24 protein-coding genes are annotated in these 21427 nt (G+C 65.5%); 11 read left to right on the top strand and 13 right to left on the bottom strand.

The window, feature by feature from the left end; translation table 11 throughout:
* Nucleotides 1-24: 24 nt before the first annotated feature.
* From ACF3ND_RS13010 to ACF3ND_RS12975, 8 genes are read left to right on the top strand one after another with little or no spacing between them, the layout of a single operon-like run.
* Nucleotides 25-1359: a CpaF family protein gene (locus ACF3ND_RS13010; RefSeq protein ID WP_394061077.1), complete on the top strand. Its 1335-nt coding sequence runs from the start codon at nt 25-27 to the stop codon at nt 1357-1359.
* Nucleotides 1360-2283 (top strand): type II secretion system F family protein, encoded by a 924-nt coding sequence (locus tag ACF3ND_RS13005; protein WP_394061075.1) that lies wholly within the window; start codon nt 1360-1362, stop codon nt 2281-2283. It abuts the gene before it with no gap.
* Nucleotides 2284-2292: 9 nt separating this feature from the next.
* Complete coding sequence (locus ACF3ND_RS13000; protein ID WP_394061073.1) at nt 2293-3273, top strand: type II secretion system F family protein; 981 nt, start codon at nt 2293-2295, stop codon at nt 3271-3273.
* Between the two features lie 5 nt (nt 3274-3278).
* Nucleotides 3279-4268, top strand: a complete 990-nt coding sequence (locus ACF3ND_RS12995; RefSeq protein WP_394061071.1) for a tetratricopeptide repeat protein — start codon at nt 3279-3281, stop codon at nt 4266-4268.
* Nucleotides 4269-4296: 28 nt separating this feature from the next.
* Complete coding sequence (locus ACF3ND_RS12990; RefSeq protein WP_394061069.1) at nt 4297-4767, top strand: DUF3613 domain-containing protein; 471 nt, start codon at nt 4297-4299, stop codon at nt 4765-4767.
* A 31-nt stretch (nt 4768-4798) separates the two neighbouring features.
* Nucleotides 4799-6862 carry a pilus assembly protein TadG-related protein gene (locus ACF3ND_RS12985; RefSeq protein WP_394061067.1) on the top strand — a complete coding sequence of 688 codons (2064 nt, stop codon included), beginning with the start codon at nt 4799-4801 and terminating at the stop codon, nt 6860-6862.
* A gap of 20 nt (nt 6863-6882) precedes the next feature.
* The gene (locus tag ACF3ND_RS12980) at nt 6883-8286 is read left to right on the top strand and encodes a sigma-54 interaction domain-containing protein (RefSeq protein ID WP_394061065.1); all 1404 of its coding nucleotides are present in this window, start codon (nt 6883-6885) and stop codon (nt 8284-8286) included.
* A gap of 59 nt (nt 8287-8345) precedes the next feature.
* Nucleotides 8346-9059 (top strand): DUF2968 domain-containing protein, encoded by a 714-nt coding sequence (locus tag ACF3ND_RS12975; RefSeq protein WP_394061063.1) that lies wholly within the window; start codon nt 8346-8348, stop codon nt 9057-9059.
* Nucleotides 9060-9127: 68 nt separating this feature from the next.
* On the opposite strand, the gene ACF3ND_RS12970 is transcribed toward ACF3ND_RS12975, so the two are convergent.
* The 3 genes from ACF3ND_RS12970 to ACF3ND_RS12960 are packed head-to-tail and all read right to left on the bottom strand — an operon-like array spanning nt 9128 to nt 11787.
* Entirely contained in the window at nt 9128-10300 is a 1173-nt protein-coding gene (locus tag ACF3ND_RS12970) for a VWA domain-containing protein (protein ID WP_394061061.1), read from the bottom strand.
* The gene (locus tag ACF3ND_RS12965; RefSeq protein ID WP_394061059.1) at nt 10290-10910 is read right to left on the bottom strand and encodes a GNAT family N-acetyltransferase; all 621 of its coding nucleotides are present in this window, start codon (nt 10908-10910) and stop codon (nt 10290-10292) included. Before ACF3ND_RS12965 ends, ACF3ND_RS12970 begins: the two co-directional genes overlap by 11 nt.
* Nucleotide 10911: 1 nt before the next feature.
* Complete coding sequence (locus ACF3ND_RS12960; RefSeq protein WP_394061057.1) at nt 10912-11787, bottom strand: AAA family ATPase; 876 nt, start codon at nt 11785-11787, stop codon at nt 10912-10914.
* 235 nt (nt 11788-12022) lie between these two features.
* On the opposite strand from ACF3ND_RS12960, the gene ACF3ND_RS12955 reads away from it, so the two are divergent.
* The gene (locus tag ACF3ND_RS12955; protein WP_394061056.1) at nt 12023-12364 is read left to right on the top strand and encodes a c-type cytochrome; all 342 of its coding nucleotides are present in this window, start codon (nt 12023-12025) and stop codon (nt 12362-12364) included.
* A 14-nt stretch (nt 12365-12378) separates the two neighbouring features.
* Nucleotides 12379-12747, top strand: a complete 369-nt coding sequence (locus ACF3ND_RS12950; protein ID WP_394061054.1) for a c-type cytochrome — start codon at nt 12379-12381, stop codon at nt 12745-12747.
* 5 nt (nt 12748-12752) lie between these two features.
* Here ACF3ND_RS12950 and ACF3ND_RS12945 read toward each other — a convergent pair whose 3' ends face one another.
* Nucleotides 12753-13181, bottom strand: coding sequence for a DUF1841 family protein (locus tag ACF3ND_RS12945; RefSeq protein ID WP_394061052.1), 429 nt, complete (start codon nt 13179-13181; stop codon nt 12753-12755).
* Between the two features lie 275 nt (nt 13182-13456).
* Here ACF3ND_RS12945 and icd point away from each other — a divergent pair, with 275 nt between their 5' ends.
* Nucleotides 13457-14713, top strand: coding sequence for an NADP-dependent isocitrate dehydrogenase (gene icd / locus ACF3ND_RS12940; RefSeq protein WP_394061051.1), 1257 nt, complete (start codon nt 13457-13459; stop codon nt 14711-14713).
* Nucleotides 14714-14819: 106 nt separating this feature from the next.
* Here the strand turns inward: icd and ACF3ND_RS12935 are convergent, their stop codons facing one another.
* The 9 genes from ACF3ND_RS12935 to ACF3ND_RS12895 all read right to left on the bottom strand — a co-directional run bounded on the left by ACF3ND_RS12935 (nt 14820) and on the right by ACF3ND_RS12895 (nt 21425).
* A complete protein-coding gene (locus ACF3ND_RS12935; protein ID WP_394061050.1) occupies nt 14820-15053 on the bottom strand; it encodes a hypothetical protein in 234 nt (77 codons plus the stop codon).
* A gap of 335 nt (nt 15054-15388) precedes the next feature.
* On the bottom strand, nt 15389-15601 hold the full coding sequence (locus ACF3ND_RS12930; RefSeq protein WP_394061049.1) for a hypothetical protein: 213 nt from the start codon (nt 15599-15601) through the stop codon (nt 15389-15391).
* 243 nt (nt 15602-15844) lie between these two features.
* On the bottom strand, nt 15845-16057 hold the full coding sequence (locus ACF3ND_RS12925; protein WP_394061048.1) for a hypothetical protein: 213 nt from the start codon (nt 16055-16057) through the stop codon (nt 15845-15847).
* A 412-nt stretch (nt 16058-16469) separates the two neighbouring features.
* The gene (locus ACF3ND_RS12920) at nt 16470-17174 is read right to left on the bottom strand and encodes an ABC transporter ATP-binding protein (RefSeq protein ID WP_394061046.1); all 705 of its coding nucleotides are present in this window, start codon (nt 17172-17174) and stop codon (nt 16470-16472) included.
* The gene (locus tag ACF3ND_RS12915; protein WP_394061044.1) at nt 17167-17940 is read right to left on the bottom strand and encodes an ABC transporter ATP-binding protein; all 774 of its coding nucleotides are present in this window, start codon (nt 17938-17940) and stop codon (nt 17167-17169) included. Before ACF3ND_RS12915 ends, ACF3ND_RS12920 begins: the two co-directional genes overlap by 8 nt.
* Entirely contained in the window at nt 17937-18890 is a 954-nt protein-coding gene (locus ACF3ND_RS12910; protein ID WP_394061042.1) for a branched-chain amino acid ABC transporter permease, read from the bottom strand. Before ACF3ND_RS12910 ends, ACF3ND_RS12915 begins: the two co-directional genes overlap by 4 nt.
* Complete coding sequence (locus tag ACF3ND_RS12905; protein ID WP_394061040.1) at nt 18887-19768, bottom strand: branched-chain amino acid ABC transporter permease; 882 nt, start codon at nt 19766-19768, stop codon at nt 18887-18889. Before ACF3ND_RS12905 ends, ACF3ND_RS12910 begins: the two co-directional genes overlap by 4 nt.
* A gap of 55 nt (nt 19769-19823) precedes the next feature.
* The gene (locus tag ACF3ND_RS12900; RefSeq protein ID WP_394061038.1) at nt 19824-20975 is read right to left on the bottom strand and encodes an ABC transporter substrate-binding protein; all 1152 of its coding nucleotides are present in this window, start codon (nt 20973-20975) and stop codon (nt 19824-19826) included.
* 36 nt (nt 20976-21011) lie between these two features.
* Nucleotides 21012-21425, bottom strand: a complete 414-nt coding sequence (locus ACF3ND_RS12895) for an OsmC family protein (RefSeq protein WP_394061036.1) — start codon at nt 21423-21425, stop codon at nt 21012-21014.
* Between the last annotated feature and the right edge of the window lie 2 nt (nt 21426-21427).

Here is a 21427-nt window from a genome sequence, read left to right as displayed (position 1 = left end):
GGCCCATGCATGGAAGATTGACGCATGAATAGTATGTCTTTGCTCGGAGGGCGGCCCGACCTGATCCAGGTCAAGGAGCAGGCCCATGAACATCTGCTGGCCCGCATCGAAGAGCTGGGCGCGGAATTCGGCCGCTGGACGCGCCAGGCGATCCAGGATTTCGTCGGCATCGAGGTGGCCAGTTTCGCGCGCCTCAAGCGCATACCCGTCAACGAGGCCGAGATCCGCGAGGTGGTGCAGGCATTGACCAAGGAGCTGGCCGGCCTGGGTCCGCTGGAGGATTTGCTGGAGGATCCGGCGGTCGAGGACATCCTCATCAACGGCTTCGACAATGTCTTCGTGTCGCGCGGCGGCGTGCTGAGCCGGGAGAAGGCCAGCTTCACCGACAACCAGCATGTGCTGCGCATCGTGCGCCGCATCCTGGCGCCGCTGGGCCGGCGCCTGGATGAGTCCGTGCCCATGGTCGATGCGCGCCTGCCCGACGGCGGCCGCCTGAACGTGGTCATCCATCCGCTGGCGGTGGACGGTCCCATGGTGTCCATCCGCAAGTTCCGCAAGGATCCGCTCAAGCCGGACGACCTGATGCGCCTGGGAGCCTTCGACGAGTCCATCAACCGCCTGTTGCAGGCGGCGGTGGGCTCGCGCTGCAATATCCTGATCTCGGGCGGCACCAGCTCGGGCAAGACTTCGCTGTTGAACGCGCTGGCCTTCTACATTCCCAAGACCGAACGCGTGGTGACGGTGGAGGATACGGCGGAACTGGCCCTGAACCATCCGCACGTCGTGCGCCTGGAGGCCAGGCAGGCCGGCTACGACGGCAGCGGCGAGATCACGATCCGCGACCTGATCCGCAACAGCCTGCGGATGCGGCCCGACCGCGTGGTGGTGGGGGAAGTGCGGGGCGCCGAGGTCATCGACATGCTGCAGGCCATGAACACCGGCCACGAAGGTTCGATGGCCACCATCCATGCCAACTCGCCGCGCGAGTGCCTGTACCGGATCGAGATGCTGGCCGGTTTCGCCGGCTTCCAGGGCAGCGAGGACAGCCTGCGCCGCCAGATCGCCAGCGCCCTGGACTTCATCATCCAGATCGGACGCCTGCCCAATGGCAAGCGCCGCATCCTGTCCATCACGGAAGTGACCGGCATGGGCGACGGCGTGATCGCCATGCAGGAACTGTATCGGCATGAATCATATGTGGCCGCCGACGATACGGAGCAGGATCGCTGGGTCAGCCTGGGCATACACCCGCATACCCGCAAGCTGAACCAGTACCGCGACCAGCTCACGAGCGAACAGGCGCAGATCAGCGAGCCCGCTCCCAAGGAAGGGGGCGGCTTCTGGGACTGGAGGCGCTAGATGACGGCCTTGCTCATTGCCCTTGCGGCCGTACTGCTGATCCTGGGCGCCATGCTGCTCTGGCGACAGGCTGGACGGCGCCAGCAGGCGCAGATTTCCGCCAAGGTGCTGGAGCGGCAGCTGGCCCTGCGCCCTGGCGTACCCCTGGCCACGCGCGAGGAGCGCGTGCAGCAGGATGCCTGGCAAGGCGCGCCCAAGGGGTGGCGCGAATTCATGCTGCGCACAGGCATGCGCCCGTCGCGGCGCTTCTATTTCGCCTTGCTGGCCTGGACGCTGGGCCTGCCTGTGCTGCTGCTGGCGCTGGTCGGCCCGGTGGCGGGGGCGGCCATGCTGGCGGCGGCCATTGCCGGCGCCTATGCCTTCCTGTGGTTCAAGACCGATAGGCGGCATCGCAAGATCGTTGCGCAGATACCGGATTTCCTGGATCTGATGGTGCGCCTGATCACCATTGGCAACAGCATGGGCGCGGCTTTTCTCAACGCCGCCGACAACACGCCGCTGCCGCTGGGCGAAGTCCTCCAGGAGGCCAAGGCCCTGCACCGTTCGGGGCAGGAGCTGGATGCGGCTCTGCGCACCGTTTCCCGCCAGCATGGCCTGCATGAACTGTTCCTGGTGGCGGCGGTGATCGGCGTGGCCATGCGGTTCGGCGGACGCAGCGACCAGACCATGGAGCGCATGGCGGGTTTCATGCGGGACCGGGAAAACGCCCGCAATGAGCTGGTGGCCCTGTCGGCGGAGGTGCGCCTTTCGGCCTGGATACTGGCCTTGCTGCCGGCCGTGATCGCCGTGTACATCCTGATCTTCAACAACAATTTGTTCATGACCATGTGGCAGGACCCGACGGGCTTTCGCATGCTGGTGTTCGCGGTCGTGCTGCAACTGGTCGGTTGCTACTGGTTGTATCGCATGGCGCGCAATGTGTAGGAGCAGGCAATGATGGCAATGGATGCGGGGACGTTACTGATGTGGGGCGCGGCGGCCTGCGCCCTGGCCGGCTGCCTGCTGCTCGGTCTGTGGGCGGGCGCAAGCTGGCGGCAGCGGCAACAGGAGCGGCGCCTGGCGCGCGCCGTGGGCGAGCGCCTGCACGGGGCGCCGCCGGCGGCCGCGCCCGCCGGCCATCCGCGTCAGACCGTCGAGCAGATCAAGAGCCGGGCGGGCAATCTGGGCGCGCGCTGGCTGCAAGGGCGTTTCGGCGGCAGCCTGCTGGGCGAGGATGACCGGCAGCTGATCAACAATGCGGGCTTCGAAGACGTGGAGACGGCGCGCCGCTACTTCGTGCTCGGCCGGGTGGGCTTGAGCGTGGCCTTGATCGCCTTGTTCAGCCTGGTTCCCCTGACCCGGCGCCTGAACGACATGCTGCCCTTCCTGACCGTGTTCCTGGGCTTCGCCCTGGGCTGGATGCTGCCCAAATGGTGGCTCATGCGCCGGGCCGCACAGCGGCGCGTGCAGATGTCGGCCGAGCTGCCCTTGTTCGTGGATCTGCTGCGCCTGCTGCAGGGCGTGGGCCTGTCCATGGACCAGACGCTCTACACCATCGAGCGCGACTTCAAGGACGTGCTGCCCGTCATGGGTTCGGAGCTGACGATCGCGGTGGAGCAGTATGCCCGCGGCCGCACGCGCGAGCAGTCGCTGGAGCGTATCGCCCACCATTTCGGCAACGAGGACCTGTCCGTGATCTGCCGCCTGATCGTGCAGGTGGACCAGCATGGCGGGGCCATGCAGGAGCCCTTGCATCGCTTCGGCGTGCGCCTGCGCGAACAGCGCCGGCTGGAACTGAAGGAAAAGGTGGGCAAGCTGACGGTCAAGATGACGGGGGTGATGGTGCTGACCTTGCTGCCCGCCTTGTTGATCATTACCGCAGGGTCGGGCTTTCTGGCCCTGTTTCGAGGTTTGAGCCGGGTGGCCGGAGGATGAGCATCATGAAATCCCATGCACGCATGCGCAGATTGGCGGCCCTGGCCGTGATGACGGGCGGCAGCTTCTTGCTGGCGGCCTGCTCCAGCACGGATTCCGCGTACGAGCTGATGCGCCAGCAGCAGGAGCAGGAGGCGTTTATGCAAAGCAAGGAAATCGAACACTGGGAAAAGCGCAAGCCCAGCGACCGCCAGATGGCGGTGCAGATGCTGCAGGAAACACAGAAGCAGGGGCGGTACTTCGCCTCCCTGGCCTATGCGGACGCCATGCAGAAGGAGTACGGCGCCGATCCCGAGATGATGGCCCTGCGCGCCGAGGCCCTGCGCCAGACCGGCCAGCTGGAGCAGGCCGCCGCCACGTTCAAGTCCTTGCTCGGCACGCCGGTGAGCGCGCGGGCGTACCAAGGCCTGGGCCTGATTGCCGGCTCCCGGCAGAATTTCGAGGCGGCCGCCCATTACCTGGCCAAGGCGGCGGGGCTCGATCCCACCCAGGCGGCGCTGCAAAGCGACCTGGGCTATGCCTACCTGCGGGCCGGCCGGCCCGACCTGGCCCGTCTGGCCCTGGGCAAGGCGGCCGAGCTGGAACCGGACAATCCGAAGATACTGAGCAATATGGCCCTGTACCTGCTGGTCAGCGGCGCGCCGCAACGCGCCCAGTTCGTCATGCAGCAGGCGGGCATGAACGAGGCGACGCAGCAGGCGGTGGCGGAGATGGCCGGACAGATCGGCCGGGAGCTGGAGCAGTTGCATGCGTCCCGCCAGCGCGAGCAGCTGCTGGCGCGGGCTCAGCGCGCCCGGACTGTCGATGCTCAGTTCGCCGGGGAAGCGGCGGCGTCGGACGGGTCGCCCGTCGCAAGCCGCCGGGTGGTCGTCAGCCAGGACGGACAGGCGCCCGTTACCCAGCCGTCGCCGGCTGCTCGTCCGGCCGCCCTGGTATCGGATGCGGGGCTCAACCGGCCTTTGCTGGAAAGCCTGGCTCCAGCCTCGGCTCATTGAAACAAAGCTGCTTATTCAAGGATGTGACATGAACCATCGACAATTTCTGGCCTGCTGCTCGGTTCTCATGGCGAGCGCTTCGATTGCGCAGACTCAGCCGCCCCTGACGGGCGCCATGGCTTTGGAGGCGACCTCGTATCCTGTGGCGCCCAGTCCGGCCGCGGCGCCGGCTCCCGCCGAGCCGGCCCGGCCTGCGGCGGCCGAACGCCAGCCCTATGAAACATATCGCCTGACGCAGGAACAAGTGCACCCCTGGCCCGAAGTCGAAGGCCTGCCGGTCCACGTGCAGAATGAGCGCCGTCACATTCCGCCCGTGCTGCAGGTGGGCGAGGGCACGCGCAGCCTGATGAGCATGCAGGCCGATCCGCAGCGCGAGGGCAAGGAGCTGCCGGTGGCGGGCGCGGCGGCGACGCTGGCCTGGGAGCGCTACCTGAACAGTTTCAAGCATCCGATTCCTGAGTACATGCAGGAACGGGTGAAAACCAGCGGCAAGAATTAACAGATCGCGCAGTGTAGCGGGAGGAGGCACTATGAACTGGTTCGGCATTCGAGAGCGGGCGCAGCGAGCCGATCGGCAGACGGGTTCCGTGATCGTGCCCGCCGCCGCCGCTCTATTGGTGGGTCTGGTCTTGCTGGGCGCGGCGCAATTGGGCCAGAACTTCTATGCCAAGCGCGATCTGCAGAATGCCGCCGACCTGGCGGCGCTGGCCGGTGCGCAGTCGCTGGGCGCCGGCGATGCCGCGGGCTGCCAGCAGGCGCAGCGCATGGCCGGGGTCAGCCTGCGCAGCCAGAGCGGGTCGCCGGCGGCCGGGCTGACAGGCGAGGCGGCGCGGGTAAGTTGCGGCCGTTGGGACGGCAGCGTGGCCGATCCCGCGCAGCGTTTCACCGAGGCCCTGCCGGCGCATTCCGTGCAGGTGCGCCTGAGCTACCAGGCGCCGTCCCTGTTCCCTTTCCTGTCGCCGGCTTCGATCGACGCCGTGGCCACGGCCAATACCAGTGAGCCGACCGCAACCTTTTCGGTGGGAAGCCGCCTGTTGGCCTTGAAGAAAAACGGGCTGGTGTACAGCCTGCTGCGCGGCGTGGGATTGCGTCCGGACCAACTGACGGTGCTGGATGCGGCCGGGCTGGTCAATGCCAGGATCACGCCCGCCGGCCTGCTCAAGGCCCTGGGGCTGCCGGCCACGGTCATTGCCGGCGTGGGCACGCCCGAGGAATTGACGCGGCTGGAGCAGTTGACCCTGGCCGACCTGCTCAACGCCAGCCTGGAGCTGCTGGACCAGCAAAAGACATTGGGTCTGGACGTGGGCGCCCTGCAGGAGTTCATACGCCTGCTGCTGGGCGTGGGACCGTTGGACCTGCCCATCAAGCTCCTGGGCGAAGGCGGCATCCTGGCGATGGTCGATGGCGTGGATCCCTTGTCCGCCCTGAATGTGAACCTGGACGTGCTGCAACTGGTCAATACCGGGCTGGTGGTGGCCAACGGCGAGAACCTGATCGACCTGAACCTGACGGGCCTGCCCTCGTCCCTGTTCAACAAGACACTGGATTTGCGGGCCCGTATCGTGGAGCCGCCCAGCATTGCGATGGGCGGCGTCGGCACGACGGCCAATTCGGCCGGCGTGCGCATCTACCTGAAGCTGGACACGTCCCAGATCCCGGCGGTGGGGCCCATCCTGAAGGCGCTGGGCACGGAAGTCAGCCTGCCCCTGATCGTCGAGCTGTCCCAGGCGCGCGGCAAGCTGCTCAATGTGTGCCGTCCGCCCATCGAGCGGGATCAGGCCACGATCGCAGTCACCTCGTCGCTGGTCAATGTGTGCCTGGGCAATTTCCCGCACAGCGATTTTTTCTCGGCGGCCAACAGTTGCAAGGACACCGAATTCGGCGCCATCCAGCGTCATCGCGTCATCAACGTGCTGGGCATCCTGCCCCTGACCGCCAAAGTGACGCTGCCGCTGATCGACACCAAGGACCCGGTGGAGGTCACGCTGACGGCGCCTCCCGGCGAACCTTCCGAAAAGACGGTCAATGCCACGCAGCTCGATCTTTCGCGCAGCGTGCGCCTGCTGTCCGACGCCGTCCTGTCGGGCATTCTGGGCGATCTGCTCAACACTCCCTGGAGCGGCGCCTCGGGCAAGCGCCAGATGGCTGAAAGCGTGGTGGGCGACGGGGCGGGACGGGCCATTTCGTCCGTGGTGGCGGAAATGAACTGGTCCAAGGAGCGCATGGACCAGCTGGCGCGCACCATGAGCCAGAACGGGCTGGTCGGCGTGCTCGGGGGCACATTGGGATTCGTCGACAACCTGTTGACCACGCTGTTGGGCGCGCCGCTGAGCGACCTGGCCTGCGGTTTGGCCGGCATAGGCGGCGAGAAGGCCATGCGTGATTGCCGTGTCGGCGCAGTGGAAACGCTGGTCTTCAAGGATTCCAACCTGGTCGGCGCCGTCTTGAGCCTGGTCGTCGCCTTGCTGGATCCGGTGCTGCAGTCGCTGAGCGCATTGCTCGAAGGCCTGTTGCAGCTGCTGGGGCTGAGCCTGGTGGAGGCCGACGTCAAGCTGCACGACGTGCAGTGCGGCACGGCCTACCTGGTGCAGTAGACAAGGAGGCGGACAAGGACATGAGTAGCAGTTTCATCAGCAATGAACCTGTTCTGTACGTATGGGAGGGAAGCTCCGACCTGGCGGCGCGCGCCGAGCGCGCGATGGAAAATTCATCGGTGGCGGTGCTGCGCGTGGATCCGTCCCTGCGGCTCGATGCCGAGACGCATGCCACGCGCCACGCGGTCGCGCTGGTCTCGGTCAGCGTGATGACCGAAGGGCGCTTCGAGCAGCACGAATGGCTGGTCGAGCACGCCGTTCCCGTCATCTGGGTGGCCTCAGAGGAGCGCAGTTACGATCCGCGCTTCTATCCTTCCGCCTATTCCTATACCTTGCCCCTGTCTTTCACCGGCGCCGAACTGCGTACGCTGGTGGCCAAGCTGGCCGGACTGGTGGCCCAGGTCGACCGCCATTCCCAGGGCGGGCCGCGGCCGCTGGTGGCGGTCTCGCCCATCATGCGCGCCTTGCTGGCGGAGGCGGACATGTACGCCGACAGCGGGGCCAGCGTGCTGATCCATGGCGAGACCGGCGTGGGCAAGGAGCGCATCGCCCAGCTTCTGCATGAGCGTTCGTCGCGCGCCCAGGGGCCGTTCGTGCCGGTGAATTGCGGCGCGGTGCCCGAGGGGCTGTTCGAGGCCCATTTCTTCGGTCATGCCAAGGGTGCGTTCACCGGCGCCATCGGCGCCCACAAGGGCTACTTCGAACAGGCCGATCAGGGCACGCTGTTCCTGGATGAGATCGGTGACTTGCCGCTGCACCAGCAGGTCAAGCTGCTGCGCGTGCTGGAGCAGCGCACCGTCACGCGCCTGGGCGCCACGCAGGAGATCCCCGTGGACTTTCGCATGGTCGCCGCCACCAACAAGAATCTGCTGGGCCTGGTGCAGCAGGGGCAGTTCCGCGCCGACCTGTACTATCGCCTGGCCGTGGTGGAGCTGGTCATTCCCAACCTGGAGCAGCGCGGCCCGCAGGAGAAGATCGCCATTTTCTGCGCCTTGCTGGAGCAGGAGCTGCAATGCGACGTGGAGGACATTCCGCAGTGGGTGCTCGATGCGGTGGGCAATATGCGCTTCAACGGCAATGTGCGCGAGCTGGCCAATCTGGTCGAGCGGGTGGCGGTCATGAGCAAGCAGTTCGGCGCCTGGGAGTCGGTGCAGCTTCGCCAGGTGCTGGAGCGCTTCAATGCGCCCATCATGCCGCCGGCCCTGCCCTCGGCCAACCCGGCGCTGCTGCGCGAGTACGCCGAGCCGGTCCCGGCCTTGAGCGCGCACGAGCAGGAGGAGCGCGACCGCATCGTGGCGGCGCTGGACTCGCAGGGCTGGCGTCGACAGGATACGGCCGCCGTGCTGGGAATTTCTCGTAAGGTTTTGTGGGAAAAGATGCGGAAATTCAACATAAAGGCACAAGGCGCAACAACGGACGTTTAGAATACGCACTGTTCTCTATGTCAAGCGAATCACAACAAATTGATTTTCAAGGGAAGGGTATGGTGAACCTTAGTCGCAAGACAGGCATGGCTTTGTCGCTGGGTGTGCTGTTTGCGCTGTCGGCGTGCAGCTCGGTGTCTCTGGTGCAGGAGCCGGAGCGGCCCGTGGTGGCGCAGACCCAGGACGAAGCCGTTCAGGATGTGGAGCCTGTCGCGCCTGCGGCCGCGCCTGCTGCGCCGGCCCGTTCCGCCGCCGCGCTGAACACGACCGTGGCCGAACTGCAGCAGCTCATCCAGGCCCGGGGCGTGCAGGAATTGCGCACCGCCTACAACGGACGCTACGGCGCCAGCCTGCTGTTTGCTTCCGAGAACCTGACGTATTACGTCGCCCTGTTCCAGCAGCGCGAGTTCTGGCGCGTCTTCAAGACCACCGACGCCTCGCTGGCCGAGCGCATGTATACCCAGTACCGTCAGGACACGGTGGACTATGCGGCTTCCGACCTGGAGCGCATCAAGCTGCAGGCCGAAGTCGCCCGCACGGAAAAGGAACTGAACCAGAGCGCGGACCAGCTGACCATCCTGCAGAACGACCTGGCCATGCAGCGCCAGCAGGAAGCCCTGGCCATCGCGCAGCGCGAAGAGGCGCGCCGCGAGGCGCAAGCCCTGGCCGAGCAGGAGCGCGAAGCACGCGACCAGTTGCGTGAACTGCAGCGCCAGATCAAGGAACTGGAGCAGCAGCGCGCCGGCATGCTGGAGCGCCAGAAGCGCCGTTGACGCCTTGACGTCAAAAAAACCCGCAACGTCTGCCGGCGCTGCGGGTTTTTTTCATGGGACGGCCGCGGTCAGCGCGACAGGTAGCGCATGGCCTCTTCCAGCCCCGCCGTGGTGACCGGGTACATATGGCCGGACATCAGGTTCTCGATGATGGCGATGGACTGGCGATACGGCCAGTAGGCGCGGGGTTCAGGGTTGAGCCAGGCGGTGCGCGGCCAGTGCTCCCGCAGCCGCTGCAGCCAGGCGGCGCCGGTCTCCTTGTTGTAGTGTTCCACCGAGCCGCCGGGCGCCATGATTTCGTAGGGGCTCATGGTGGCGTCGCCCACGATGATGACGCGCCAGTCGTCGTTGTACTTGCGCAGCAGGTCCCAGGTGTCCAGGCGCTCGTCGTAGCGCCGTGAGTTGTGCCGCCAGACGGTCTCGTATACGCAGTTGTGGAAGTAGTAGGCTTCCAGGTGCTTGAATTCCGATCGGGCTGCCGAGAACAACGCCTCGACCTGGGCGATGTGGTCGTCCATGCTGCCGCCCACGTCCAGCAGCATCAGCACATTGACGCGATTCTGCCGCTCGGCGCGCATCTGCAGATCCAGCATGCCGGCGTTGCGGGCCGTCTCCCGTATGGTGCCGTCCAGGTCCAGCTCGGTGGGCGCGCCTTCCCGGGCAAAGCGCCGCAGCCGACGCAGCGCCATCTTGAAGTTGCGCGTGCCCAGCTCCTGCTGATCGTCGTAATCCTGGAACTCGCGCTTCTCCCAGACCTTGACGGCGGTCCGGTTGCCAGCCGACGGTCCGCCCAGGCGTATGCCTTCGGGATGGTAGCCTCCATGCCCGAAGGGCGAGGAGCCGCCCGTGCCTATCCATTTGCTGCCTCCGGCGTGGCGTTCCTGCTGTTCCTGCAGGCGCTGCCTGAACAACTCCAGCAGCTTGTCCAGGCCATGCTTTTCCAGGGCCGCCTTCTCTTCCGGGCTCAGGTGGCGAGTCAGGGTCTGGCGCAGCCAGTCCTCGGGCAGGACCTTGCCCTGTTCGAGCGCGTGCAACTGGGGCTGATAGAACTCGCCGAAGGCCTGGTCGAAGCGGTCATACAGGGTTTCGTCCTTGATCAGGACCAGTCGGGCCAGATTGTAGAAATCGTCCAGGGTGGGCGGCATGATGCCCCGGCGCAGGGCATCGAGCAGCGTCAGGTGCTCCTGGATGGAGACGGGCAGGCCCCGGGAGCGCAGGTGGTAGAAGAAATCAAGCAGCATGGCCGTGCCGCCGCAGGCGGTCCAGCAGGTGGGCGCGGGACTCGGGCCATTCGCCGGCCAGCAGGCTGTACATCATGGTGTCGCGCACCGTGCCGTCGCGCCGCGGCGCATGGTGGCGCAGCCGGCCGTCGAAACGCGCTCCCAGGCGGGTGATGGCCTGCTGGGACGCGAAATTGAAGTTGTCGGTGCGCCAGCCCACGACCGCGGCGCCCAGGGTGTCGAAGGCGTGCCGCAGCAGGAGCAGCTTGCTGGCGGTATTGACGTGGCTGCGCTGGACGCGCCGCGCGTACCAGGTGTAGCCGATCTCCAGGCGCGCCACGGCGGGCAGGATGTCGTGGTAGCGGGTCGTGCCCACCGCCTGGCCGCTGAGCAGGTCGCGCACCAGGAACGGCAGCATGTGGCCCTGCCGCTGGCCCTCAAGGGCGGTCTGTATGTATTGAGCCGCCTGGCCGGGGGCGGGCACGCCGGTGATGCGCAGGTTCCACAGTTCGCCGTCGGCGGCGGCCTCTTCGAGCAGGGGGGCGTGCTCGGCCAGCAGGGGCTCCAGGCGCACGCCCCAGCCTTCCAGGGTCAGCGGGACGATGGGAGCGCGAAAGGCAGTATTGTTCATGTCAGCTCCGCCGCTGGGTTTTCTGGCTCATGGCGGCCAGGCGCTGCATCAGGCTCAGGTCCTGTTCATTCTTGAGCAGGGCGCCCGCCAGCGGCGGCAACCCCCGGTCCAGTTCCTGCAGCGCGTCGGCGGGCACGTCGTTGGCCAGCAGCAGGTGCAGCCAGTCCAGGAATTCGGAGGTGGAAGGTTTCTTCTTCAGGCCGGGAACTTCGCGCAAGGCGAAGAAAGTGTCCAGGGCGCTGGCCAGGATGTCGCTGCGCAGGTCCGGGTAATGCACGGCCACGATCTGCTCCATCGTTGCACGGTCGGGGAAGCGGATGTAATGGAAAAAGCAGCGGCGCAAGAAGGCGTCGGGCAGGTCTTTTTCGTTGTTGGACGTGATGATGATCAGGGGCCGATGGCGCGCCTGCACGGTCTGGCGCGTCTCGTACACATGGAACTCCATGCGGTCCAGTTCCTGCAGCAGGTCGTTGGGGAATTCGATGTCGGCCTTGTCGATCTCGTCGATCAGCACCACGCTGGGCTGCTCGGACTCGAAAGCCCGCCAGAGCACGCCCTGCACGATGTAGTTGCCGATGTCGCGCACTTTCTCTTCGCCCAGCTGGGAGTCGCGCAGGCGCGAGACGGCATCGTATTCGTACAGGCCCTGGTGCGCCTTGGTGGTGGACTTGATGTGCCACTGCAGCAGCGGGCGATCCAGGGCGCGTGCCACTTCCAGGGCCAGCAGCGTCTTGCCCGTGCCGGGCTCGCCCTTGATCAGCAGGGGGCGCTGCAGGCTGAGCGCGGCATTCACCGCCAGCTTCAGGTCGTCGGTGGCGACATACTGGTCGGTGCCTTCGAAGGTGGCGGGCGTACCGGAACGGGAGGCGGTGGTCATGATGCGGATCCTGTGACTGGCATGAAATGTTGATCTGTCAAGAATGGTTTTTCAGGGATAAACACTAGTATCAATCATCCTTGGCAATTATCATACAATCGACTCAGTACTCGTCGGTCAGCATCACAAAAGGCAGGTGTCGCGTTATCCCACCCCGTGCTGTAATTGACGCGAGAGCCTGACCCGGACCGTTTTCAACTCCACGACAAAGCGAATAGCGATGATGAAGTTGCAAATGAAGCGGTATGTCTCTTCCATTCTTCTGGTCTCGTCCACCTGTCTGGGGCCCCTGGCGCTGGCGCAGGACGCTCCGGCCGCCAAGGCCGACCCTCAGGCGGCCCGCGACAAGGTCTCCATGTGCATAGGCTGTCACGGCCTGCCCGGCTACAAGGCCAGCTTCCCCGAGGTCTATCACGTGCCCATGATTGGCGGGCAGGGGGCGGCCTACATCGAGGCCGCGCTCAAGGAATACGCCAGCGGGGCCCGTACCTTCCCGACCATGCAGGCCATCGCGCAAAGCCTGTCGGAGCAGGACATGGCCGATATCGCGGCGTACTACGCCGGCACCAAACAATAAGAAGGGGGGCAAGCATGAAAAAAGCAGTACTGCTGATGGCGCTGGGGATGGCGACGTCCTGGGCGGGCGGCGCCCTGGCGGCCGACGATCTGAAAGCGGCGGGCGAAGCGGCCTGGAAGAAGTTCAATTGTGCGTCCTGCCATGGGGCCGACGCCAAGACGCCGCTGAATCCGGAATATCCAATACTGGCCGGGCAGCATGCGGACTATCTGCGCCAGTCCCTGATGGCCTACCAGCGCGGCCAGGCCGGCGCGCCGGCCACATCCAACATCCGCAAGAACGCCGTGATGGGCGCCATGGCGTCCACGCTCGCCCAGTCGGACATCGACAGCATCTCGGCCTGGCTGGCCAGCCTGCCGGGGCCCTTGTCCGTGCGGAAATAAAACCTTCAGTTGCGCGTGGCGTGCCGCAGGATCAGCTCGATGTAGCGTTCATTGTTCAGCGGCGCGCCCAGGCGCTGGGCCTCCCAGATCACTTCCCCCAATGCTTCCATGATGACGTGCGCGGCTTCGTGGCGGTCGTGCGTGGCCAGCAGCCTCTGATAGGCGGCCTTGATGCCTGGCGGCTGGTCGATGGACAGCTGTTCGTCTATGGCCAGATGCATGGACAGGTGCAGGAAGGGGTTGGTGCGTCCCTGCTCCACGGAATAGTCCTGGGCCACGGCGTCGGGATTGCGCAGGTCTTCGTGATATTCGGGGTGCTGCTGCATCAGGTCCACGGCCATGGTCTCCAGGGCGGTCAACAGATGGCCGCCCTGGTGCTTCTGCCAGGCTTCGATGAAGAATTGGCGAACCTGCTCGCGGGATGGATTGAACATGGTTTAGTCTTGAAATAAAAAGGCGGCCGGGCCGGAGGGGCGCATTGCGCCCGGGCATTTTACTACCGGGCCGCCATTTGCGCGGGCTGCGCACGTCGGCGCCTGGGGCGTGTAGAATCAATGATCCGCACGGAATGGAGACATTCTTGGCAAACATCGAGTCTGCAGGCGCATGATTGCGCAGGAATAAGTTAAACTCTTATATAAGACTCCGGAAACGCCGACGCGTTCCGTGTTTAGCCATTTTCTATTATTGGAGCACAACTGGAGCATCCATGTCTTATCAGCACATCAAGATCCCCGCGTCGGGGCAGAAAATCACGGTCAACGCGGACTTTTCCCTGAACGTCCCCGATCAACCCATCATCCCCTACATCGAGGGTGACGGCACGGGCGTGGATATCTCGCCAGTCATGATCAAGGTGGTCGACGCCGCCGTGGCCAAGGCCTACGCCGGCAAGCGCAAGATCCAGTGGATGGAAGTCTACGCCGGCGAAAAATCCACCAAGGTCTACGGTTCGGACGTCTGGCTTCCTGAAGAAACCCTGGATGCCGTCAAGGACTACGTCGTCTCCATCAAGGGTCCCCTGACCACCCCCGTGGGCGGCGGCATCCGCTCCCTGAACGTGGCCCTGCGCCAGCAGCTGGACCTGTACGTCTGCTTGCGCCCCGTGCGTTATTTCAATGGCGTGCCATCGCCCGTGCGCGAACCCGAAAAGACCAATATGGTCATCTTCCGCGAGAACTCCGAGGACATCTACGCCGGCATCGAGTTCGCCGCTGAATCCGAAAACGCCAAGAAACTGATCGATTTCCTGCAGAACACCCTGGGCGTCAACAAGATCCGCTTCCCCGGCACGTCCGGCATCGGCGTCAAGCCCGTGTCGCGCGAAGGCACCGAGCGCCTGGTGCGCAAGGCCATCCAGTACGCCATCGACAACGACCGCTCGTCCGTGACCCTGGTCCACAAGGGCAACATCATGAAGTTCACCGAAGGCGGCTTCCGCGACTGGGGCTATGCCCTGGCCCAGAACGAGTTCGGCGCCGAACTGATCGACGGCGGCCCATGGTGCAAGTTCAAGAATCCCAAGACCGGTCGCGAGATCACCGTCAAGGATTCGATCGCCGACGCCTTCCTGCAGCAGATCCTGCTGCGTCCCGCTGAATACGACGTGATCGCCACGCTGAACCTGAACGGCGACTACATCTCCGACGCCCTGGCTGCCCAGGTCGGCGGCATCGGCATCGCTCCCGGCGCCAACCTGTCCGACTCCGTGGCCATGTTCGAAGCCACGCACGGCACGGCGCCCAAGTACGCCGGCAAGGACTACGTGAACCCCGGTTCGTTGATTCTGTCCGCCGAAATGATGCTGCGTCACATGGGTTGGACCGAAGCGGCCGACCTGATCATCTCCAGCATGGAAAAATCCATCACGTCCCGCAAGGTCACCTACGACTTTGCCCGTCTGATGGAAGGCGCCACTCAGGTGTCCTGCTCCGGCTTCGGCGAAGTCATGATCGAAAACATGTAATCGCTGCGGGCCCGCGGGCTCCTTTGATGCAGGCGAAACCGCCGGCCTTCATGGCCGGCGGTTTTTTTTGCTGCGGGTCGGCGAATGGGTCGTCCATTTTGTTTCCTCAATGCGTCAAAGGGCCGCGGAAAGCTTTCTGCAGGCCGATTTGATCAGGCGTCATGCGCGAGAATCTGTCTTGGGTGCGGTAGCTGTGCAGGTCCCCGGACCACAGCTTGAATCCGAGGCAGGCTTGCCACTTGTCCAGCTGGTACAGCCAGTGCGTATGGCAGACCGAGCAGCGGTACAGGCTTTCGGTGCCGTTTTCGCCGAAGTCCTCCAGCCGGGTAAGGGGGCGCATATTCGCATGTCCCGGTGTGTGAGGTTTCGAGAGCGGTAGTGTCTGGCACATGATGCACATGGTGCCGTGGTCAAGCTTGGCCATATTTCTTCTCCTGGTAGTGGTGCTACAGTCGAAACGGCAGGATCAGCCGCAGTTTCAGGCATGGATGCATGAGAGGATTCATGCCGATTCTTGAAACAAAATTCAGTCTATAGAAGTATGTTTGTCATTTATGTGCAAACGTGTTTTGTGTAATCGACTGTCGCCTCAGGCTCAGGAAAGGCGAAGTATGAAAAGGCCGCCCACTAGGCGGCCCGGCGGCTGCGGAAGGAGCAGAAATAACAGGACAGGGTTCAGGCCCTGCCGGGTTCGTGCGGTGTGCGATGCGGCTGATTGCCGGGACGCTGCCCTGGATTGCGGTTGGGGCCCGTGTCCGACGTCTTGTCCCTGTCCTCCTGCACCGGCCGCCTGCTGCCGGGAATGCGTTCAGGATCGGGCTCGGGGTTGGGCGTCTTGCCGGGCGGCGTCGTGTCGGGGGCCTTGGTTGGATCGATGACATATCTCATGGCAGTCTCCTGATGAGTGGGTCCGGCGCCCAGCCGTTTTTTGCAGCGCGGACGGCCGCGTGCGCCTGAAGTGCCATCGTCACATGATCATCTTGCAAGGCTGTAAGCATTTTGCTCGTTTTTGCGGCGATTGTTTCCGTTGGCGTTCGACAATGCCAATGCCTCAGCATATCCCTGCAAAAAAAGAGCCGCTCGTAGAGCGGCTTAAACACGAGGGAGATGGAGCCAGGATGCGGGTGTGTTTCAGACGCGTCCGGGATCATTCGGGTTTGGACGGGAAGGCTCGCCAGGCTCATGGCCGGGCAGGCGTTCGGGGTCCAGGTCTGGTTGCGGCTCGGGGTCCATATCCGGCAAGGGGTCTTCACCCGGCATATTGCCCGGAAGGGGCTCGTGATTGGGAATGCCGTTGGACGGAAGGTCGCCTGGACGGGGGACGGGTTCGGTAAGACGGGTCATGGTGCTGTCTCCTGTGCTGGGGGCGCCGTTACCGTTTCTGCGGTAGGAACGCTGCTTCTTGGCACCTTGCACTTGCATCCTACATTTCCGGGACGGGCGCGATGTAAGCGCTTATGGCTGATCTGGAGCAAGCTTCCATAGGAGAAAACGCGGAACGCACGGATATTCTGTTGCGCTTTTCAGCAAGTAGTCCAATGCCGCATCAATTCAAATCCGGCATTGCATATGCAAACGCCGATTTGCAATCTGCCTGATACCCCTTTATGGCGTCTGCCGTGACGTCTACGGCTTGACTGAAGGCCTGCAGAGCAGGGCCGGACTGGTTTCGGCCGAGCTCCGTTCCTGTTGCCGGCAACCGGACGTGGCAGGTGGTCAGGCTGGCGCGTCGGGCTACATTCTCGAAGGCGCCGCCCTACACGCCCAGATAGGCCTGCTGGATGGCCGGGTCGGCGGCCAGTTCGGCGCTCGGCCCTTCGCGCACGATGCGGCCTTCGCTCAGGACGTAGGCGCGTTGGGAGACCCCCAAGGCCATGCGCGCGTTCTGTTCGGCCAGCAGGATGGCCAGGCCGTCGCGGCTGAGCCGGGCGATGGTGGCGAAGATCTCGGCCACGATCTTGGGCGCCAGCCCTAGCGAGGGTTCGTCCAGCAGCAGACAGCGCGGCCTGCCCATCAGCGCGCGGGCGATGGCCAGCATCTGCTGCTCGCCGCCCGAGAGCGTGCCGGCGGTCTGTTCCAGCCGCTGCTGCAGTTTGGGGAATACGTCCAGAACCCACTCCAGGTCCTGGCGCACGGCTTGCCGGTCGCGGCGGCTGTAGGCGCCCATCTGCAGATTCTCGCGCACGCTCAGCGGCGCAAAGACCTGTCGGCCTTCCGGCGACAGGGACAGGCCTTGCCGGATGCGCCTGTCGGCCGGCAACGCGTCCAGCGCGCGCCCGTCCAGCGTGATCCGGCCCTCGCGCTGGCGCAGCAGCCCGGCCAGCGTGTTCATCAGCGTGGACTTCCCGGCGCCGTTGGGCCCCAGCAGGCAGGCGATCTCCCCGGCCTGCAGGCGCAGGTCCACGCCGTGTAGGATGCGCGCCTGGCCTATCCAGGTCGAGACGGATTCGACTTCAAGCATGGTGGCCTTCTCCCAGATAGGCATCGAGCACGGCCGGGTCTTCGCGCACTTGCGCCGGGGCGCCGTCCGCGATGCGCCGGCCATTGTTCAGGACGGTGATGTGGTCGGACAGGCGCATGACCACGCGCACATTGTGTTCCACCAGCACGGTGGTGACCTTCTGGCCTTGCAGGAAGCGGATGGCCTGTTCAACGTGTTCGATGGCGCCGGCCGGAAGGCCCGCCAGGGGTTCGTCCAGCAGCACCAGGCTGGGCTCGGACGCCATGGCGCGCGCGATCTCCATCAGCTTGCCTTCGCCGTAGCTCAGCGCGCCGGCAGGCTGCCCGGCCCTGGCCTGCAGGCCGAGCTGCTCGAGCAGGTGCATGGCGCGCTCCCGGCCGAGGCGATTCTCCCGGCGCTGCCGGCGGCTGTTCAGCAGGGCGTCCCACAAGGTGCTGCGGGTGCGGGGGTGGCAGCCGACCATCACATTTTCCAGCACCGTCATGTCGGCGAACAACTGCAGGTTCTGGAAGCTGCGGGCCATGCCGGCCTGGATGCGCAGGTGCGCGGGCAGGTGCTCGACGGGCCGGCCCTGGAACAGGATGCGGCCGCTGGAGACCGGATTGACGCCGGTGATCAGGTTGAACAGGGTGGATTTGCCCGCGCCGTTTGGTCCGATCAGGGCGTGGATGGCGCCCGGCTGCACAGTCAGCGATACCTCGTCCACGGCCTTGAGGCCGCCGAAGTGGCGGCTGACTTTGTCCAGTTGCAGGATGGGCGCGCTCATGAGGCTCTCCCGGACTTGCCGCCCAGTCGGCGCAGCAGGCCCGCCAGGCCGGCGGGCATGAAGCCCACGACCACGATCATGGCGGCGCCCAGGATCAGCAGCTCCACGTCGTGGAAGCTGCGGATCAGCTCGGGCAGGGCGGTATAGAGCAGCGCGCCCAGGAAAGCGCCCCAATAGCTGCCGAAGCCGCCGATGGCCACCATGACCAGCAACAGGATGGAGGTGGAAAAGGAAAAGGAATCGGGCGACACGAACTGGTTCTGGTGCGCGAACAAGGCGCCGGCCAGACCGGCGATGGCGCTGGCCAGCACGAAGACGCCGATCTTGTAGCGCAGCACGGAAATGCCCATGCAGGCGGCGGCCACATCGCTGCTGCGTATGGCGCGCAAGGCGCGGCCGCTGCGGGACTGTTCCAGGAAGCACAGACTCAGCATCACGGCGCCGGTCAGCAGCCAGCCCAGCCAGTAGAAGGAGGCGGCGTCAGCCAGCTCCCAGTCGCCCAGGCGGTAGGCGGGGATGCCGATCAGGCCGTTGGGTCCGCCGGTCCAGTCCACCAGTCCCACCAGCAGCACCGACACGATGGCATTGAAGCCCAGCGTGGCCATCGCCAGGTAATGGCCGCTCAGGCGCAGCGTGGGCAAGCCGACCAGGGCGGCGCACAGCGCGCACAGCAGCATGGCGGCCGCGGTGCCCAGCCAGGGCGACAGACCCGCGTGCACGCTGAGCATGCCGCTGGCATAGGCGCCCAGGCCCCAGAAGGCGGCGTGCGCGAGCGAGGTCAGGCCGGTATAGCCCACCAGCAGGTTCAGGCTGGCGATCAGCAGCAGATGAATGAAGAAGGTCGAGCCCAGGCTCAGCACGTAGTCGTTGGGCGCCAGCCAGGGCCAGGCCAGCAGGAGCAGCCAGAGCGGGACGAGACGGCGCGCCGTGGGGTTCAGGCAGGCGTTCATAGCTTGTTGATCTCCGCCTTGCCCAGCAGGCCCTGCGGACGCAGCAGCAGCACCAGCAGCAGGACCAGGAAGGCGGCCGCGTCCTTGAACTGCGAGGTCACGTAACCGCTGACCAGCGCCTCCAGCAGGCCCAGCAGCAGGCCGCCCAGGGTGGCGCCCGGCAGGCTGCCCAGACCGCCCAGCATGGCGGCGCTGAAACCCTTGAAGCCCAGCATGGCGCCGCTGTCGTAGGACATCAGGGTGAGCGGGGTGATGATGGTGCCGGCCAGCCCGCCCACGGCGGCGGCGATGATGAAGGAGCCCAGCACGACGCGGCGGTGGCGTATGCCCACCAGGGCCGCGGCGGCCGGGTTGGCGGCCGCGGCGCGCATGGCGCAGCCCCAGCGCGTATGGGCGAAGAACACATGGGTCAGCGCCATCAGGGCCAGGGTGATGGCCAGGATCCACAGGGTCTGGCTGGCGATGGAGGCCCCGCTCAACTGCACGAACTCCCGGCCGGACAAGCCGGGATAGCCGACGGGGTTCTTGCCCAGGGTCAGCATCACCAGGCTCTTGGACAGCAAGGCGATGCCCACCGTCACCAGGGTCAGGGCGAAAGGTGTCTGGTTGACCAGCGGGCGGATCAGCAGGCGCTCGGTCAGCGCGCCGACCAGGGCCACGGCCAGCCCGGCCAGCAGGCAGGCCTGCCATACCGGCAGGTGCGCGTCATTGAAGCAGAAGGCGGCCAGCATGCCGCCCAGCATCACCCACTCGCCCTGCGCGAAGTTCAGCGCGCCCGTGCTTTTGAAGATGATGTTGAAACCCACGGCGATCAGGGCGTAGATGCTGCCATTGCCCAGTCCCGACAGGATGATCTGGAGAAAAGAGGAACTGTCCAAGGTCGATCTCGAAAGTGGAGCGCAGCGGCCCCGCGGGACCGCTGCGCGTCGGGCGCTACTGGTAGTCGTGCAGGCGGAACGCGCCGTCCTGCCACTTCAGCAGGACGATGTCGCTCTTGGACAGGCCCGAGTGGCGCTGCGCCGAGAAGTTGAAGGTGCCGCCCACGCCGTGGTAGCCCTGTATGGCCTCCAGCGCCGCGCGGGTCTTGTCCTTGTCGCCGCCGCTGCGCTCCAGGGCCTGGCGGGCCAGCTGGATGGCGTCATAGGTCTGGGCGACATACTGGTTGGGCTTGCGGCCGTAGCGGGCCTCGAACTTGCGGGTCAGCTCGGCGATGACTTCTTTCTGGGTGTCGCTGTCGGGCAGGTCGGCGCCCACCGGAAACTTGACGGACACCAGCAGCACGTTGCCGGCGGCATCGCCCGCCAGTTCCATGTACTTCTGCGACACGAAGCCGTAGCTGTGGATCAGCGTGCGGTCGGTCAGCCCCAGCTGGGTGGCCTGCTTGTTGAAGATCACCCCGGCCGGGGTCACGGTCCAGCACAGCACGGCTTGCGCATCGCTGTTCTTGATGCGGGTCAGCTGCGGGGTCAGATCGGTGTCGGTGGGCGCGAAGGCCTCGAAGCGGGCGTCCAGGCCCAGGCCCGGCGCCATCTTCTTCAGTTCCTCCGCGGCGGCCTGTCCGAAGCCGCTGGTGTCGTGCAGCAGCGCCACGCGGGTGATGCCTTGCTTGCGGAGGTAGTCGGCCAGGCGCTCGAAGACCTGGCGGTCGTCCACCGTGCTCTTGAAGGCCCAGGGGCGCTGTTCAGCCGGGTCCACGATGGCCAGCGAACCTTCCGTGGAAATGAAGGGCGTCTTTGCCTGGGCGCTCAGGGGGACCATGGCCAGCGCGATGCCGCTCATGTTGCCGCCGCCCACGATGATGTCCACCTTGTCCTGCGAGAGCAGGCGGCGGGTGGCGGCCAGGGCCTTGGCCGCCTGGCTTTCGGCGTCGTAGAAGACCCATTTGACGGGCTCGCCGGCTATGCCGCCGGCGGCGTTGATTTCCTCGACGGCGATTTCCATGCCGGCTTTCATATCCTCGCCCAGAAAGGCGGCGGGCCCGGTCGTGGACAGGATGGTGCCTATGGTCAGGGCCATGGCTTGCTGGGCGGCCAGGCCCAGGGATGCGGCGGCCAGCAGGCCGGCGGCCCGGTGTTTCAGTTTCATGATGGGTGTGTGCTTTGCAAGAGTTGTTTCAGGGGGTCAGCGGGTGCTGAAGACGCGCACGCTGACCGGGGCGCCCCGGGACAGCGAGCCGTAGATGGGACAGACGGCCTGGAAGCGGGCCACCAGGTCCTGCGCCTGCTCCTGGCTGACGCCCTGGAAGTGATAGTCCAGCGTGATGTAGCGGTAGTGGCCGGGCTGCTCCTCGTCGTTCTCGCAGTCGGCTTCGATGCGCAGGGCGTAGTCGTTCAGCCCCTGCTGGCGTGCTTCGTTGTCGATGACGGCGTGCGAGCAGGTCTGCAGGGCGCCCAGCAGCAGCTCGGCCGCCTGCCAGGCCTGGGCCTGGCCGCCGCGGCCCGCCGATGCGTCCACGACCAGGTGCTGGTCGCGGGCCTGCAGCAGGAATCGTCCTGCCTGGCCGCTCAGGCGGCTGTCCACGTGATTCTTGGCCATGT

Source organism: Alcaligenes sp. WGS1538 (genome assembly GCF_043187505.1).
Lineage (GTDB): Bacteria > Pseudomonadota > Gammaproteobacteria > Burkholderiales > Burkholderiaceae_B > Alcaligenes.
This window is presented reverse-complemented; position numbering and strand designations above follow the sequence as displayed.